Source organism: Neobacillus sp. SAB-20_R2A, from assembly GCF_049568635.1.
Lineage (GTDB): Bacteria > Bacillota > Bacilli > Bacillales > Cytobacillaceae > Neobacillus > Neobacillus citreus.
This window is the reverse complement of record NZ_CP145895.1, coordinates 3,075,001-3,091,854: the sequence shown is the minus strand read 5'-3', so window position 1 is coordinate 3,091,854 and position 16,854 is coordinate 3,075,001. Positions and strand designations below refer to the sequence as shown.

Annotated in this window: 10 protein-coding genes, 2 rRNA genes, 1 pseudogene and 3 riboswitches (1 of these 16 only partly in view); of the genes and pseudogenes, 10 read left to right on the top strand and 3 right to left on the bottom strand. The window is 42.9% G+C overall.

The features are described from left to right. The first annotated feature begins 2 nt into the window (after positions 1–2). Positions 3–1,706 (top strand): NAD-dependent malic enzyme, encoded by a 1,704-nt coding sequence (locus tag V5M37_RS15055; RefSeq protein ID WP_423797997.1) that lies wholly within the window; start codon positions 3–5, stop codon positions 1,704–1,706. A gap of 155 nt (positions 1,707–1,861) precedes the next feature. Here V5M37_RS15055 and V5M37_RS15050 read toward each other — a convergent pair whose 3' ends face one another. After that, positions 1,862–2,641, bottom strand: coding sequence for an alpha/beta fold hydrolase (locus V5M37_RS15050; RefSeq protein ID WP_423797996.1), 780 nt, complete (start codon positions 2,639–2,641; stop codon positions 1,862–1,864). A 358-nt stretch (positions 2,642–2,999) separates the two neighbouring features. Between V5M37_RS15050 and V5M37_RS15045 the strand changes: the two are divergent. From V5M37_RS15045 to V5M37_RS15030, 4 genes and pseudogenes are all read left to right on the top strand, one after another. Further along, positions 3,000–3,698, top strand: a pseudogene (locus V5M37_RS15045) (flavin-containing monooxygenase); the annotation flags it as partial. Positions 3,699–4,766: 1,068 nt separating this feature from the next. Beyond that, positions 4,767–5,642: an alpha/beta hydrolase gene (locus V5M37_RS15040; RefSeq protein WP_423802626.1), complete on the top strand. Its 876-nt coding sequence runs from the start codon at positions 4,767–4,769 to the stop codon at positions 5,640–5,642. A 341-nt stretch (positions 5,643–5,983) separates the two neighbouring features. Beyond that, positions 5,984–7,186: a metallophosphoesterase family protein gene (locus V5M37_RS15035; RefSeq protein ID WP_423797995.1), complete on the top strand. Its 1,203-nt coding sequence runs from the start codon at positions 5,984–5,986 to the stop codon at positions 7,184–7,186. A gap of 169 nt (positions 7,187–7,355) precedes the next feature. Continuing rightward, positions 7,356–7,443: riboswitch (cyclic di-GMP riboswitch) on the top strand. Between the two features lie 28 nt (positions 7,444–7,471). Continuing rightward, positions 7,472–7,687 (top strand): hypothetical protein, encoded by a 216-nt coding sequence (locus V5M37_RS15030; RefSeq protein WP_423797994.1) that lies wholly within the window; start codon positions 7,472–7,474, stop codon positions 7,685–7,687. Positions 7,688–7,756: 69 nt separating this feature from the next. Here V5M37_RS15030 and V5M37_RS15025 read toward each other — a convergent pair whose 3' ends face one another. Continuing rightward, entirely contained in the window at positions 7,757–8,623 is an 867-nt protein-coding gene (locus tag V5M37_RS15025) for a TIGR03943 family putative permease subunit (RefSeq protein WP_423797993.1), read from the bottom strand. Positions 8,624–8,636: 13 nt separating this feature from the next. Further along, entirely contained in the window at positions 8,637–9,530 is an 894-nt protein-coding gene (locus tag V5M37_RS15020) for a permease (protein WP_423802625.1), read from the bottom strand. Positions 9,531–9,731: 201 nt separating this feature from the next. On the opposite strand from V5M37_RS15020, the gene V5M37_RS15015 reads away from it, so the two are divergent. The 5 genes from V5M37_RS15015 to V5M37_RS14995 form a co-directional block, all read left to right on the top strand. Beyond that, positions 9,732–10,913, top strand: coding sequence for a methyltransferase domain-containing protein (locus V5M37_RS15015; protein WP_423797992.1), 1,182 nt, complete (start codon positions 9,732–9,734; stop codon positions 10,911–10,913). Positions 10,914–10,945: 32 nt separating this feature from the next. Next, complete coding sequence (locus V5M37_RS15010) at positions 10,946–11,725, top strand: hypothetical protein (protein WP_423797991.1); 780 nt, start codon at positions 10,946–10,948, stop codon at positions 11,723–11,725. Between the two features lie 174 nt (positions 11,726–11,899). Beyond that, a riboswitch (glycine riboswitch) is annotated at positions 11,900–12,000 on the top strand. A gap of 2 nt (positions 12,001–12,002) precedes the next feature. Beyond that, positions 12,003–12,062: riboswitch (glycine riboswitch) on the top strand. A gap of 169 nt (positions 12,063–12,231) precedes the next feature. After that, a complete protein-coding gene (locus tag V5M37_RS15005) occupies positions 12,232–13,620 on the top strand; it encodes an amino acid permease (protein WP_423797990.1) in 1,389 nt (462 codons plus the stop codon). A 505-nt stretch (positions 13,621–14,125) separates the two neighbouring features. Continuing rightward, positions 14,126–15,675, top strand: a 16S ribosomal RNA gene (locus tag V5M37_RS15000). A gap of 196 nt (positions 15,676–15,871) precedes the next feature. Then, positions 15,872–16,854: ribosomal RNA gene (locus V5M37_RS14995) — 23S ribosomal RNA — on the top strand; it runs 1,952 nt beyond the window's last position. Together the 16S and 23S rRNA genes form the textbook arrangement of a ribosomal RNA operon.

Here is a 16,854-nt window from a genome sequence, read left to right as displayed (position 1 = left end):
CCATGAATGTTCCTGAACATGTGATTATTACATCGCTTAGAGGTAAAGAAGTTCTTTCCAATCCTTTTTTGAATAAAGGAACGGCTTTTACGAAGGAGGAGAGGGAGGATCTTGGACTCGACGGTTTGCTGCCACCTCGGGTACTCACGCTTGAGGAACAGGTAAAAAAGGTCTATGAGCAATATTCGATGCGGACCACCAATCTGTTCAAAAACGGCGTGCTTTATGATTTATATAATCGCAATGTGGTTTTGTTTTACCGTCTTTTGAAGGAGCATTTAGCAGAGATGCTTCCGATTATCTACACTCCGACTGTAGGTGAAGCGATTGAGACATACTCCCATACCTACCGTCGACCTGGTGGTTTGTATCTTTCCATTGATGACCCAGACGGCATTGAAACAGCCTTTCATAATCTCGATCTGCCTAAAAATGGGATTGATTTAATCGTTGTTACGGATTCGGAAAGCATTCTCGGAATAGGGGATCAAGGGGTAGGCGGCATTAATATAGCTATTGGTAAACTTGCGGTCTATACAGCAGCTGCCGGTATTGATCCAAGCCGCGTTCTGCCAGTTGTTCTAGATGTAGGTACGAACAACCAGACGTTGATTTCTGACCCAATCTATATCGGTAACAAATTTGCGCGTGTTAGAGGTAAACGGTACGAGCAGTTCATTGATTTATTCATCCACACAGCCAGAAAGTTTTTTCCTGAAGTGCTTCTTCACTGGGAGGATCTTGGAAATGTGAACGCACGCAATATCATGGCCAAATATGGTGACAAAATTCTTACCTTCAACGATGACATCCAGGGAACAGGTGCCGTTACCCTTGCTGCGATTATGTCTGCCTTGAAAGTTACCGGCACATCCCTGAAGGATCAGCGAATTGTCATCTTCGGGCCAGGGTCGGCCGGCATTGGAAACGCTGACCAACTGGCAGATGCAATGATTCTTGAAGGTTTAACAAGGGAAGAGGCCTATGACCGTTTCTGGGCAATTGATTACCGGGGGTTGTTGACTGATGAATCTGGGGACGTCTTGAAATTCCAGAAACCTTATTTGCGGAAAGCGGACGAAGTGAGGGACTGGGATCGGAGTGAGGATGGCATCATTTCATTAATCGAAGTAGTCCAGAAGGTAAAACCAACCATTCTAATCGGTACTTCTGGACAAGCCGGCGCCTTTACTGAAGAAATTGTAAAAGAAATGGCCAAACATGTTGAACGGCCGATTATCATCCCAATGTCTAACCCGACTTCACTGGCCGAAGCAGTCCCAGAAAACCTAATCAAATGGACGGCAGGAAAGGCGTTAATTGCAACTGGAAGCCCATTTGATCATGTAGAATACAATGGAGTTTCCTACGAAATTGGGCAGGCAAATAATGCATTTGTATTCCCAGGGCTTGGCCTTGGAGCCATTGTGTCAAAAGCTGAAATCATTTCAAAAGGTATGTTCACAGCTGCAGCAAATGCAGTTGCCCAAATGACAGACACTAGCACATCAGGTGCATCTCTCCTGCCACCTATTGAAAAATTGCATGCGGTATCAGTATACGTAGCAGTTGAAGTAGCCAAAGCGGCCATAAACGAAGGAATAGCGAGGGCGGACATTCCGAATGTGGAGAAAGCAGTTGCCGAAGCCATGTGGGAACCTGAATATAAAGAAATAAAAAGTATAGGAATTTGGACAAGTATTTAAAAAAGTGATGCATGGGGACGGTTCTCGCGCATCATTCTTAGTGCGAGGATTTTAAGTTAACCCCTAAGATGAAATCAGACCGGACATGTGAATGCATGTTCGGTCTTTCAAATTTGGATTTATTTCTAGCAGTTTGGCCCCATCCATTTATTCCTTCAGGCAGAGCCAGATGTTAAAAAGTGTAATACCACACGATTAAATTCATCTGTCCTTTCAATTTTCCCCACATGGCCTGCTTTTTTGATTGTATATAACTTTGAGTTTGGTATTAATTTATGCATTCTTTTTTGATTGAAGGGGGGACAAATTCTGTCATTCTGACAGGAAATGACCAAAGTGGGTACATTCATTTTTTTCAATGTTTGCCGATAATCAATCTCCAAACATTCGCTTACTCCTGGAAGCAATCCGTCAAGATGTTCGGACCAGATAGGCATGACTTTTTGAACGTTCTCTTCATTTTTATCATGCAAACATCTCGAAGTCGCTCCTGTGTGGAATTTTTCAATCGTTAAGTCACTTGTAAATTTTTTGTTTGTCCGCAGCAATAGTTTTTTTAACCACTTCGGCACGTAAAACAGAGTGTTTGCAAGGATGAGAGACTTTATTTTTTCCGGACGTATCTTATAAATTTCCTGTGCAACCATACCTCCCATTGAAAAGCCGAGGATATGCGCTTCGTTCAAGCCTAATTGATCCAATAACTCAACAATGTCTCTTGCAAACGCGTTGATGGTTATTTCTTGCCTTTCTGAACACCTGGTTTTTCCAAAGCCCCGTAAATCAGGGATAATTAAATCGAAATGGTCTGCCAGCTCATGTTGAAATTTCCAGCCTTCTTTTCGTTCCCCCAACCCATGAATGAGTACTAGCGGATCGCCGCTGCCTAATCGATCATAATAGAGATTGACTCCGTTTACCGACGCGCAAAGCAAGATAATCCCTCCCGTTTTAAGTTAGTAAAGTATTATTCTTTTATTATAGAACAAAGAATCACGGGTATTGCGATGTTTTTACTGCCATTAGGACAAAATTCAAAAATATGGTGCATGGGGACGGTTCTAATGCATCACTTTTGTAGGTTCGTTCCATAGATAAGGGCAAATGGAACGAACCGAGCCGATATTTTCCCCGCCTTATCCCATATAAATAATTTACAAAAAATAGAAGAAACCAAAAGGAGTTTTAAACATCGAGAAAGAATATTATTTGGGAACGCTTACAATTAGAACACGGGGACGGTTTCTCTTCCATCATTTTGTTTGATGCCGTCAAGGGTAAGGAAAATGAGGCATGAGAACCGTCCCCATGTATCAAAGGAGGCATTTGTTGATGGCTTTGAATCAAGGTAGTGGTCAGGTGTTTGACGCTGTGGTGGTTGGGGCTGGGTTTTCTGGGTTGTATATGCTTCATCGGATGCGGGAGGCCGGGTATTCGGTTCGCGTTTATGAGGCAGCGGATGATGTTGGGGGCACCTGGTATTGGAATCGCTACCCGGGTGCACGATGTGACATCGAAAGTATTTACTACAATTATACTTTTTCAAAAGAGATTTTGGACGAGTGGACGTGGTCAGCCAGATATGCCGAGCAGCCGGAAATCTTAAGCTACATAAATTTTGTGGCAGATAAACTGGACCTAAGGCGCGACATTCAGTTCAACACAAGGATTACAGCCGCCCGCTACAATGAACAAACCCGAAACTGGGAGATCCGCATGGATGATGGCACTTTAGTCGCAGCTGAATACTTTATCACCGCATTAGGCTGTCTTTCTTCTTCTAACATCCCGAAAATTAAAGGCTTGGACAGCTTCAAAGGCGAGATGTACCACACGGGAAGATGGCCGCACAAAAAGGTGGACTTTAGCGGTAAGCGTGTCGGGGTGATTGGAACTGGTTCAAGTGGCATTCAAGCAATCCCTGCTATCGCTAAAGAAGCAGGCCACTTAACTGTTTTTCAACGGACACCGCAGTATAGCTGTCCAGCGCAAAATCATCCACTTGAGGCAGAAGAAATCCGCAAGACTTGGGAAAATTATGATGAGACTAAACAGCAAATGCGATACTCGCAGCACGGTGTACCATATGGACCTCGGATGCGGTCTGCTCTCGAAGATAGCCCTGAAGAACGGGAACGATTATATGAAAAAGCCTGGCAGGAGGGCGGCCTATTTACACTTACATACAATTACAATGATATAGCCATACTCCCAGAGTCGAATGACACCGCCGCATCCTTTATCCGCTCCAAGATTAAGCAAATTGTTCATGACCCCGAAGTAGCACAAAAGTTAATGCCGACCTACTACTACGCTACTAAACGACCTATCATAGATACCAACTATTTTGAAACCTACAACCGAGAAAATGTCTCACTTGTCGATATTAAGGCAGCGCCAATTATGGAAATTACACCTGATGGAATCAAAACGACAGACAACGAGTATGAATTAGATGTCCTTGTGTTTGCGACTGGTTTTGATGCCATGACAGGACCTTTATTTAAAATTGATATTCGTGGAAAAAACGGTGTCTCGCTCAAGGATAAGTGGGCAGACGGCGCCGAGTTAAAGACCTATCTTGGACTAGCCACTTCCGGCTTCCCGAACATGTTTATGCTGACCGGTCCGCAAAGCCCATCCGTACTAAGCAACATGATGGTTTCGATTGAGCAACATGTGGATTGGGTTGCCGATTGCATTGATTATCTTCGTGAGCATCATTTGGAAGCATTTGAGGCCACTGAAGAGGCGGAAGCATTTTGGAGCCATCAATGCCGCGCTATTGCCGACATGTCTCTGCTAACTAAAACAGATTCCTGGTACATGGGTGCGAATATTGACGGTAAGCCGCGCGGATTCCTTGCCTTTGCCGGAGGAGTCGGGCTGTATCGATTAATATGTGATGATGTTGCAGCAAGAGGCTATGAAGGGTTTACCACTGTGCTAGCAGATAATAGCACGGATGATAGCAAAGTGAAGGAGGGATTTTTCGTGTCAAACATTGATCCTCAAGCATGGTTTATTTTAAAACAATTAGAGTCCGCAGGTGCCCCGCCTATGGAGCAGCTTACCCCTGAACTAGCCAGGATGGGTGATTTTAGTCTATTAGCGGGCGCGCCTGAAGAGGTAGCCAAAGTAGAAAACAGGACCATTCCGGTACAGGGAGGGGAAATCCCTGTCCGCATTTACACGCCGGCGGGTGAAGGGCCATTCCCTGCATTGGTTTACTACCATGGCGGGGGCTGGGTTATCGGCAACCTGGATACTGTTGACGTGCCTTGCCGGATGTTAGCAAACAGAGCTGGATGTGTTGTCGTATCCGTCGATTACCGCTTGGCGCCGGAACACAAATTCCCAACTGCCGCTGAGGATTCGTATGCTGCTGCTAAATGGGTGGCGGAAAATGCTGCATCCATTCAAGTAGACGCCGAGCGAATTGCCGTAGGCGGTGACAGTGCGGGCGGAAACCTTGCTGCGGTTGTGGCCTTGATGGCTCGTGAACAGGAAGGCCCTTCATTTGCCTATCAAATGCTCATTTATCCAGTTACCAATCACGCTTATGACACGGACTCTTATCGTGATAATGCAGAGGGTTACTTTTTAACAAAAAATACAATGGTCTGGTTCTGGAATCATTATCTACGTAATGAAGAGGATGGCCAAAATCCGTATGCTTCGCCATTATTGGCAGAGGATTTAAGCGGACTTCCGCCAGCGCTGGTGATTACGGCAGGCTTTGATCCGTTGCGAGATGAAGGGGAAGCCTATGCGGAACGGCTGAAAGCAGCAGGCGTACCGGTGGAATCGACACGCTATGACGGAATGATTCACGGTTTCTTCTGGATGCCAGGGGTGCTGACGGAAGCACATAACGCCATCAACCAGGCGGCCAATGCCTTGAAGGATGCATTTAATGCTATAAAAACTAGATAGATATATTGCAGATTTTTTAGGAGGCTAAATCAAAACTGGAAGAGCATGTATTTAATTAAACCATTCTAAAATTGACCTTAAAATAATCAAATGAAAACAGGGTGGTCCTATCAGTGGCTACTCTGTTTTTCTATTAGCACCTGAATTTTGGTGTGATTTTTACAATTCTTTTTAATGGATTTTTTCATAATCATTAGGTGAATTATCTTTGTCTAGAATTCTTTACCAATTTATAATCAACAATTTACATAACCTATACAGAGAATTAAAATCTCCTTGCTATGTTAGTAATAGATATATTTTTTAAACTGTGAACTTAAAAAACTAGAGGAGGTTTTGTTATGAGTAATCTGGATTCACAAAAAGAGATGGACAGAAGGAAATTTATCAAAATCGGGGGAATAGGTACACTTGCTTTAACACTCGGAGCAGCCGGCCTTCCAAAAGATTTGTTTACTGGGACAGCCTATGCCGAATTAAATGATGATATGAAGCTTCAATTTAATCCAGACGGCAAATTCAAGATTGTTCAGTTTAATGATACACAGGATGATGAAAATATTGACCGCCGTACCATACAGCTGATGGAAAAAGTTCTTGATACAGAGAAACCAGATTTTGTAGTCCTTAACGGAGACAACATCACTGGGGGCTGTGACACACCTATCGAAATGAAACAAGCCATCAACAATGTGGCGAAGCCGATGGAGCAAAGAGGGATTAAGTGGGCCATTACATACGGAAACCATGATGAGGATTCCACCCCAAAAAGCGGTCTAAATGAGGAGGACATGCTGGGTATTTATATGTCTTACCGATACAATATGAACACACCTGGGGTAAAAGACATTACAGGTACTGGAAACATGAATCTTCTTATCAAAAATTCAAAAGGGACGGATGCGGCGTTCAACCTCTGGCTGCTTGACAGTGGAAGATATGCTCCTGATACAATTGCGGGTCAAGATTTTCAAGGATACCCGACATGGGATTGGCTCCGTATGAACCAAGTCAGCTGGTATTATGAGACGTCAAAAAAACTGGAACAGCAATGGGGGCATAAAGTTCCATCGCTAGTATTTATTCATATACCGCTTTGGGAGCACAGATTTATGTGGTTTGGAAGTGTTGACGGAAGAACGGATGCTCATCACGCAAAGGCCTTGATTAAACACAATATTGTGGGCGAAAGAAATGAAGAGGAATGCCCGGGTCCAATCAACAGCGGAATGTTTTCGGCCATGCTGGAAAGAGGGGATGTCAAAGGGGTCTTCTGTGGACACGACCATGTCAATACATATATGGGTAATTATTATGGAATCTTGCTTGGCTATTCTGGCAGCACAGGTTTTGGCGCATACGGACTAACGGGGGCTGACCGAAATAGATTGCGCGGTGCCAGAGTTTTCAATTTAGATGAAAACACGAAGGATGTGCTAGTGGAAACTCATATGGTGTTTGCTAAAGATTATGGCATCGATTTGACTGCCAATGACCAAAGTACTGCGCCTGCACCGATAGATGAAAGCAAAAAGAAAAAGTGATCAAAAGCTAATTTTAATATGAAGCATAGGGACGGTTCTCGCACCTCAATTTCTAGCAAAAATGAGGCATAAGAACCGTCCCTATGCATCGTCTGGTTCATTTTTACCAGAAATAATTTTGTTATGTAATATTTGAAAAAATTGTAATATAATATAAATAATTAGTTTATTTAGATAAAGGCAAACCACTCGAAAGATTGGGACGCAAAGCTACAGGTCTAAGGGTTCGATGAAACTAGGATGGCTGAGCTGCCTAAAATAGTAGATATTTTAGGGGGATTTCATGTGACTACACTTGCTTATGACAACGAACTTGAAATGGATGTGGTGGAACTTAGTGATGAAAATATTATAGAGGGGTACATTACCGCTTTACTAAAAATGGCCGACAAAAATTATAAATTGTTAGAAAATGAATTGTTGAAAAGAAGGTTATTTTTGGTTGCCTTAGAACGCTACGATAGAAGAAAGGCGTTTTTCCACTCCGTCTTTTCTGACTAGAGCACAGAAGCCACTCGAAAAAGAAAGCTCCAAGGACTTTTTAAAGTGCTTGGAGCTTTCTTTTTTATTTTAAAAACTATTCCGATAAACATAAGCATCTTTCGGCTGCTCGATGATTTTATAATCCGTCACTTTTAAAATAGGGATTTTCATTTTAAAAGGTTGATAATACATCGTGTCCATCGTTCCCGTTACTTCGTACCACTGATCATTTGGGATGTGGACATTTTCAGGGAATTGAATCATCATTCCGAACACACCAGAGTCGGCAATACAGTGAATAATCCCAAATCGGAATAAAAAGATTTGGTTACCGTTTAATCCCGGACCGTTATATGAAAAACCCTTCATCGTCATGGTTTTCCCAACAAATTCCCCGGAAAAGTTGTAGATGACTTCCAGACCTTTTAAATAGTCCTCATCTGTTAAGGTAATATGGTCATTTCCTTTATACGATTTGAATTCCTTTTTGACTAAATCCGTAAATGCATCCTGGCCCATAAATTTACTCATGTCGGGATTTAATATTTGATGCATGCCATAACGGTCGGCCCCGTCCTCTAACGTAGGAAAACTAAATCCTTTGGCATTAACTAATTGTGAATCTAGGGTCGCTACCGGCAAAAACACACCTGTCAAAGCTGGAAGGACAATCATCGTATACGAAACCGTTCTTTTTAGCTTTTTTCCAAAAGAAGGCTTTTTATGGTCATGTGAATGATCGTGATGGCATTCATGACATTCCAATTCTATCTCTGATTTTTTCTCTTTAAGGTACCATCTGATTCCTTCTACAATAGTTAGGAAGAATAGGGCATAAATCATACTGTAGGAAAGAAAGGAATACTTCATATTAATATACTTCGAAATGTTTCCTGATAAATGCAAATAGAAAAACAAGTTGGTAAACAATAATAAAATCACGACGCGAAACATTTTCTTCCCTCCTTTAGAGTAGTAGTGAACCGATAAATACGAATGCTGAAATTAACGAAACAAGCAGGATGACGAATTTTGGCTTAAACGTCCCGAACATCATCAGCAGGTTCTTGATGTCAACCATCGCACCAAACACCAAGAATGTCACAATTGAACTTTGTGAAAATGTGTTTCTGAAAGACGAAGCAACAAACGCATCCGCTTCAGAACAAATTGATAAAATGAACGCCAGCGCCATCATGACAAGAACACCCGCTACTTTGGAATGACCAAGTGCCGCTAACGTAGAAGTCGGAATAAATGTTTGCATCGCTGAAGCGATTAACGAACCCATCACCAAGTACTTCCCGACGTGGAAAAATTCATCGATGGTATGAGTGATCACGCTGACCAATTTTTGCTTCGTATTTTGTTTCGAATGGTCATGGACATGAACATGTTCATCCGCATTCAGCCTTAACTGGTTTGTCTTAACCACGAAAGAAAGAACAATCCCAACTAAAATCGAAACCACGATGGCAAACCCGGCACGATACCAAACCATCGTCCAGCTATTACCAAAGGCGATATACGTTGAAAAAAGAACAATCGGATTGATAATCGGTCCGGTGAGCATAAACGAAATCGCGGCCGGAAGGGCCACACCTTTTTCAACTAATCTTTTCGTAATGGGAACAATCCCGCATTCACAGCCTGGAAATATTGCGCCTACGAAACTAGCAGTTATCACCGAAAGAATCTTATTTTTCGGCATGATGCGGACAATCATATTTTCCGAAACAAACACTTCGATCAGTGCCGCAACAAACGCGCCGATCACAATAAAAGGAATTGCTTCTATTATTATACTAATAAATATCGTGTTTAATTGTAACAATTGATTCATAGGAGATCCTCCTGTAATGAAACCTCAGTTAAAAAGCATACAAAATTATAACAGAAATAATGGCAAATGATAATGTTTTTCGTTTCCAGAAGTGGGAAATGTCTTAACCGAATTAATAAATCTTTTGAAAAAATCGTAAAAACCGATTATCATAAAACTAAACATTTATAACCTGGTCTTAATATTAAGTAATAATTTAGATAAACTGGAGATTATTGTATGTCAATTGAGACGAAACAAAAGAAACCCAATATTGGCGACTATTTTAATTCACTCGGAATCAAAGAATGCAAAAGCAAGCTCGCTTTTTGGAAGCACGTCACTGCTATAGATTCCGTCTTGGCAGAGGAACTGGAACCGCTTATTTCCCGCAAAAGAAAAGGGAACATATATGATGTGAAGAATCAAACCCTGCCATTTAGTTTAGGGGCAGAATCGTGGACGATGTCCTTTCACAAATCATTGCTCACCTGGGTAAGCCAGCAAAAGGAATTAAAGCCAAAGAGAATTTTGGAAATCGGGTGTGATAATGGATTGTCGGCATGCTGGTATGCACAGCTTTTTCCTGATACGGAAATCGTCGGAGTCGACCAGTCGGAAAACGGAATCCAGTGTGCCCGGCAGTTGGCCAAACAACTAGGGCTCTCAAACGTGAGTTTTTATCAAATCGGCTTTATGGAGCTCCTCGACCATTTTTCTAAGCATTCTTTTGATATGATTATTTCGGTACGCAGCTTTCATGAGATTATGGGGCCCATTTTCATTCAAAACTATTGGTCGCTCCCTGACCACCTGAAGGAAAAACCAACGTTTGGTGACAGCTGGTATTTGCAAATCGTTGACTTCTTTTTAACCCCGAACGGAACCTATCTCTCTTGTGAGCGATTGGAAAGCCCGGCAGATGTCGGGAAGTGGGCCAATTTGCTAAAAGAAGCCAATCTCCATGTACAATGGAGTGACAGTGAGATCATCGACTATTATGAATTTAGAACAAAAAAGCAATCTCCTGTCATCGTAGCGACAAAAAAAGAAACAGGACTTTCCACTTTGGAAGGGATGGAACACCTATATTCGAAAAATCAGCCGCTCATATTAGAGGCTGGCCAATCCTATACCACGGTGAATGCAGAGTTTGCCTTCCACCGACTAGGAGTGAAAACATTTCAATCTGGACAGTATTTGGCTGTGCCTAACCACTGGTTTATGTATCGCTTTGAAGTTTGGAAAACGAATGATTTTCTGCTCGTCTATTGCTATGGTAATATGGGGTATCGTCAGTTGGACATTCTTCCTGCCGGGACATACGGAGAGGCAGAGCTGCTAATGGAGCAGGCAGCCGGGCAGTTCAGTCACCTCGGACCGATTGTAAAGTACAACAGCCTGAAAGACCGTCCAGAATAAAAGCTTCATTTATAAGGAAGGGGGAGTCATGGTTGAAATCCAATGCCCTAAAAGGTTATCGGAAATTAAGAGATATCTATGAAAATAATCTGACTGTGGAATTGCTTTCAGAAGAGATCAAGACATGTGAGGCGGATGATGATGCAGTCGCTGTTAAAAAGGAAATGTTTGATTGCGATTTTGATATTTATGGGGTTAAACAGGGCGGAAAACTTATTGGATACGTAAAAAGAGAAGATATAAAAAAAGAAGGAAAAATAAGTGAGTTTGTTGAGGATTTTCATGCCGATAACCTTATCTCAGATTCCACTTCTTTGATTGATTTGCTGGATATTTTTCAGGAGAGAGAATTCACCTTTATCCTTGAAAAGAACAAAGTTACCAGGATCGTCACGGTGGCCGATTTGCAAAAGCAGCCAATAAGGATGTTGGCTTTTAGTTTTGTTTCACTTCTGGAAATGTACATCAGTTCAGTGATTAAAGAATTTTATCCGGATGGCAGCTGGGCTGATAAGTTAACAGAATCAAGATTAACCAAAGCAAAAGAGCTTTTGGAAGAGCGGTTAGCAAAAAATGAAGCCCTGACTTTGGTGGACAATTTACAGTTATCTGATAAAGGCACGATCATTCGGAAAACGCCAAAATTAGTCGAGCTGCTAGGCTTTGAATCAAATAGTCAATGCAAGGAATTTTTCAGAAAAATTGAGGAATTACGAAACAATACAGCCCATTCTCAGGAACAAATTTACCATGACTCAAAGGAGTTTATCACTATACTTCTACAATTACAAAAGATACTAAACGTAGATTGATTGGGTTGAACTATAAGCCAGAGCAGAAGTGTTCAATGGAAAAAAACTCCTTATATCTGGGCAATCAATCTTATTTTTATAATAAGGAATTTTTCCTGAATTATATATATTCTGAATATTCGATTGACATTGTTTATTTGATAAACTAATATGAGATTAAATTCATATTAGCGGATGAATATTATGGGAGAGACTAAACGCATCGTTTAGCACCGAAGGAGCAAATTCCAAAAATCAGGTATCAATCTCTCAGGTAAAAGGACCATAATAGGACGCATCTCTGGAGAGAGCCCATGGGCCGCCAAAGGAGTCAAACTCTCAGGTAAAAGGACAGAGAAAAGTAGGAGAACCCCTATTTTTCTCTGTCCTTTTTTGGTTGAGAAAGATGGGAATAAGTAAATAAAGGGGCTGGATATTTAAAAGAAAAAATGAAAGCGCTTTTTTATGCAGATTTATGAAACCTATTTTGGATATTAAAATTGCCAGCATCAGGAGGGGAAAATGATATGCAGGAACAAAAATTGGCTAGAGGATTAAAAAACAGGCACGTGCAGCTAATCGCTATTGGCGGGGCTATCGGTACAGGTTTATTTCTCGGGGCGGGAAAGTCGATCCACTTAGCTGGACCATCGATTTTATTTGCTTATATGATTACAGGCGTCATTTGCTTTTTAATCATGCGCTCATTAGGAGAACTGCTTTTAAGCAATTTGAACTATCATTCTTTCGTTGATTTTGTTCAAGATTATTTTGGTAATATGGCTGCCTTTATCACCGGATGGACCTACTGGTTTTGCTGGATTACGATTGCAATGGCGGATTTGACAGCAGTTGGAATTTATACTCAATATTGGTTTCCCCATGTGCCACAGTGGATGCCAGGATTAATTGCCCTCGTTTTTTTACTCATGATGAATCTTGCAACCGTAAAACTATTTGGTGAAATGGAATTCTGGTTTGCATTAATTAAAGTCATCGCCATCCTAGCACTCATTGTAATTGGTATTTTTATGATTTTTAAGGGCTTTTCTACAGATTCAGGTCCATCGAGTTTTACGAATCTATGGAGCCATGATGGGATGTTCCCGAATGGCATAAATGGTTTTATCCTCTCATTCCAAATGGTCGTCTTTGCGTTCGTAGGCATTGAACTTGTAGGACTTACAGCTGGGGAAACAGAAGACCCGGAAAGAGTGATTCCAAAAGCAATCAATAATATCCCTATTCGTGTTATCATTTTCTACATTGGTGCCCTTTTAGTCATTATGAGCATCTATCCATGGAACGCAATCAAACCAGCCGAAAGTCCATTTGTCCAAGTATTCGTGGCAGTTGGTATCGCAGCAGCAGCAGGTATTGTCAATTTTGTTGTTCTCACATCTGCAGCTTCGGCATGTAATAGTGCCATCTTTAGTACAAGCCGTATGGTATACTCACTTGCAAAAAATAATAATGCACCAAAATCACTTTCTAATCTTACTGTACGTAAAGTACCCTCCAATGCATTGTTCTTCTCAACTGTTGTTATTTTAATTGGCGTTGCTTTAAACTATATAATGCCTGAAGGAGTATTTACACTGATCACTAGTGTTTCTACTGTGTGTTTTATCTTTATATGGGGAATTACTGTTATTACCCATTTAAAATATCGTAAAACAAGACCGGATTTAGCGAAAGCAAACAAGTTTAAAATGCCGTTTTATCCATTTGCTAATTACTTAATCCTAGCTTTCCTTGCGTTCGTACTTGTCGTACTTGCACTGGCAGAGGATACCCGTATTGCTTTATTTGTCACTCCGGTTTGGTTTATTTTGCTGATTGTGATTTATAAAATGCAAAAAACGAAAATAAATAAAGCGGATGAAGTGAATCGTGGGCCTATAGTAGAAAATTAATTAGAACTAGTGAAATTGTGTGGACTATTTATAGGAAAAAATAAAACACTAAACTCTTTCTTTTTCGAGTTTAGTGTTTTTTTACCTAATGCTTATTAATTGTTATGGAAATAATTACTTGTTGATAACAATCTGAAAAAGAGATAAATTGTAATTTCTGTCGCCAATCAGGTGACTGAAATACATTGGGTAAGCTTTTAAATCATGATGTATTGAAAAAAACTTTCTGTTGCATCAAAATAACAATGATGTTATGATGTGAAAGTCGCTCTTAAACAGAGTGTTCCGGTCAATCTCAATTGGAAAAAAATTGATGATTGATAGATTGTTAGAAATGTGATATGATAGTCATTGTCGCTTCTGAAAAAACGAAAGACAAAAGCATTGATAGTTCTTTGAAAACTAAACAAACAAAAACGTCAACAAACAATAATGATCGTGTTTCTTCTATATAATAAATGAAGAACATGAGCCAACGTAACTTTTTGAGCTAATCAACTCAACTTTATTGGAGAGTTTGATCCTGGCTCAGGACGAACGCTGGCGGCGTGCCTAATACATGCAAGTCGAGCGAATCACTGGGGCGCAAGTCCCGCTGGTTAGCGGCGGACGGGTGAGTAACACGTGGGCAACCTGCCTGTAAGACTGGGATAACTTCGGGAAACCGGAGCTAATACCGGATAATTTCTTCCCTCACATGAGGGAAGGTTGAAAGTCGGTTTCGGCTGACACTTACAGATGGGCCCGCGGCGCATTAGCTAGTTGGTGAGGTAACGGCTCACCAAGGCGACGATGCGTAGCCGACCTGAGAGGGTGATCGGCCACACTGGGACTGAGACACGGCCCAGACTCCTACGGGAGGCAGCAGTAGGGAATCTTCCACAATGGACGAAAGTCTGATGGAGCAACGCCGCGTGAGCGATGAAGGCCTTCGGGTCGTAAAGCTCTGTTGTCAGGGAAGAACAAGTATCGGAGTAACTGCCGGTACCTTGACGGTACCTGACCAGAAAGCCACGGCTAACTACGTGCCAGCAGCCGCGGTAATACGTAGGTGGCAAGCGTTGTCCGGAATTATTGGGCGTAAAGCGCGCGCAGGCGGTCCTTTAAGTCTGATGTGAAAGCCCACGGCTCAACCGTGGAGGGTCATTGGAAACTGGGGGACTTGAGTGCAGAAGAGGAAAGCGGAATTCCACGTGTAGCGGTGAAATGCGTAGAGATGTGGAGGAACACCAGTGGCGAAGGCGGCTTTCTGGTCTGTAACTGACGCTGAGGCGCGAAAGCGTGGGGAGCAAACAGGATTAGATACCCTGGTAGTCCACGCCGTAAACGATGAGTGCTAAGTGTTAGAGGGTTTCCGCCCTTTAGTGCTGCAGCTAACGCATTAAGCACTCCGCCTGGGGAGTACGGCCGCAAGGCTGAAACTCAAAGGAATTGACGGGGGCCCGCACAAGCGGTGGAGCATGTGGTTTAATTCGAAGCAACGCGAAGAACCTTACCAGGTCTTGACATCCTCTGACACTCCTAGAGATAGGAATTTCCCCTTCGGGGGACAGAGTGACAGGTGGTGCATGGTTGTCGTCAGCTCGTGTCGTGAGATGTTGGGTTAAGTCCCGCAACGAGCGCAACCCTTGATCTTAGTTGCCAGCATTCAGTTGGGCACTCTAAGGTGACTGCCGGTGACAAACCGGAGGAAGGTGGGGATGACGTCAAATCATCATGCCCCTTATGACCTGGGCTACACACGTGCTACAATGGATGGTACAAAGGGCAGCGAAGCCGCGAGGTGGAGCCAATCCCATAAAACCATTCTCAGTTCGGATTGCAGGCTGCAACTCGCCTGCATGAAGCCGGAATCGCTAGTAATCGCGGATCAGCATGCCGCGGTGAATACGTTCCCGGGCCTTGTACACACCGCCCGTCACACCACGAGAGTTTGTAACACCCGAAGTCGGTGGGGTAACCGCAAGGAGCCAGCCGCCTAAGGTGGGACAGATGATTGGGGTGAAGTCGTAACAAGGTAGCCGTATCGGAAGGTGCGGCTGGATCACCTCCTTTCTAAGGATAATGCAGTCCTTATGGACTGATAAGAAGTTGACTGTTTCTTGTTTGTTTAGTTTTGAGAGAATAATCTCTCAAAACTTTCGTTCTTTGAAAACTAGATAATCGTAAAAGAAGAAGTAACCAAGTAAGAACCGAGTAATCGCCATTTTAGTTTTTCTCTCTTATTTTTAAGAGTAAGTAAAACCTTTTAGGTTAAGTTAGAAAGGGCGCACGGTGAATGCCTTGGCACTAGGAGCCGATGAAGGACGGGACTAACACCGATATGCTTCGGGGAGCTGTAAGTAAGCGCCGATCCGGAGATTTCCGAATGGGGAAACCCACTGTTCGTAATGGAGCAGTATCTTTACCTGAATACATAGGGTATTGAAGGCAGACCCGGGGAACTGAAACATCTAAGTACCCGGAGGAAGAGAAAGCAAACGCGATTCCCTGAGTAGCGGCGAGCGAAACGGGAACAGCCCAAACCGAAAGGCTTGCCTTTCGGGGTTGTAGGACACTCAACATGGAGTTACAAAGGAACGGGGTAGATGAAGCGGTCTGGAAAGGCCGGCCATAGAAGGTAAAAGCCCTGTAGTTGAAACTTCGTTCCCTCCTGAGTGGATCCTGAGTACGGCCGGACACGTGAAATCCGGTCGGAAGCAGGGAGGACCATCTCCCAAGGCTAAATACTCCCTAGTGACCGATAGTGAACCAGTACCGTGAGGGAAAGGTGAAAAGCACCCCGGAAGGGGAGTGAAAGAGATCCTGAAACCGTGTGCCTACAAGTAGTCAGAGCCCGTTCATGGGTGATGGCGTGCCTTTTGTAGAATGAACCGGCGAGTTACGATTGCATGCGAGGTTAAGTTGAAGAGACGGAGCCGCAGCGAAAGCGAGTCTGAATAGGGCGAATTAGTATGTAGTCGTAGACCCGAAACCAGGTGATCTACCCATGTCCAGGGTGAAGTCCAGGTAACACTGGATGGAGGCCCGAACCCACGCACGTTGAAAAGTGCGGGGATGAGGTGTGGGTAGCGGAGAAATTCCAATCGAACTTGGAGATAGCTGGTTCTCTCCGAAATAGCTTTAGGGCTAGCCTCACGTAGTTAGAGTCTTGGAGGTAGAGCACTGTTTGGACTAGGGGCCCTCATCGGGTTACCGAATTCAGACAAACTCCGAATGCCAATGACTTATCCG

Bases quoted from the DNA above. Each gene is read 5' to 3' on its own strand.
- V5M37_RS15040 (WP_423802626.1), top strand. From the start codon at position 4,767: ATGGAGCAGCTTACCCCTGAACTAGCCAGGATGGGTGATTTTAGTCTA.
- V5M37_RS15035 (WP_423797995.1), top strand. From the start codon at position 5,984: ATGAGTAATCTGGATTCACAAAAAGAGATGGACAGAAGGAAATTTATC.
- V5M37_RS15005 (WP_423797990.1), top strand. From the start codon at position 12,232: ATGCAGGAACAAAAATTGGCTAGAGGATTAAAAAACAGGCACGTGCAG.
- V5M37_RS15015 (WP_423797992.1), top strand. From the start codon at position 9,732: ATGTCAATTGAGACGAAACAAAAGAAACCCAATATTGGCGACTATTTT.
- V5M37_RS15055 (WP_423797997.1), top strand. From the start codon at position 3: ATGAATGTTCCTGAACATGTGATTATTACATCGCTTAGAGGTAAAGAA.
- V5M37_RS15025 (WP_423797993.1), bottom strand. From the start codon at position 8,623: ATGTTTCGCGTCGTGATTTTATTATTGTTTACCAACTTGTTTTTCTAT.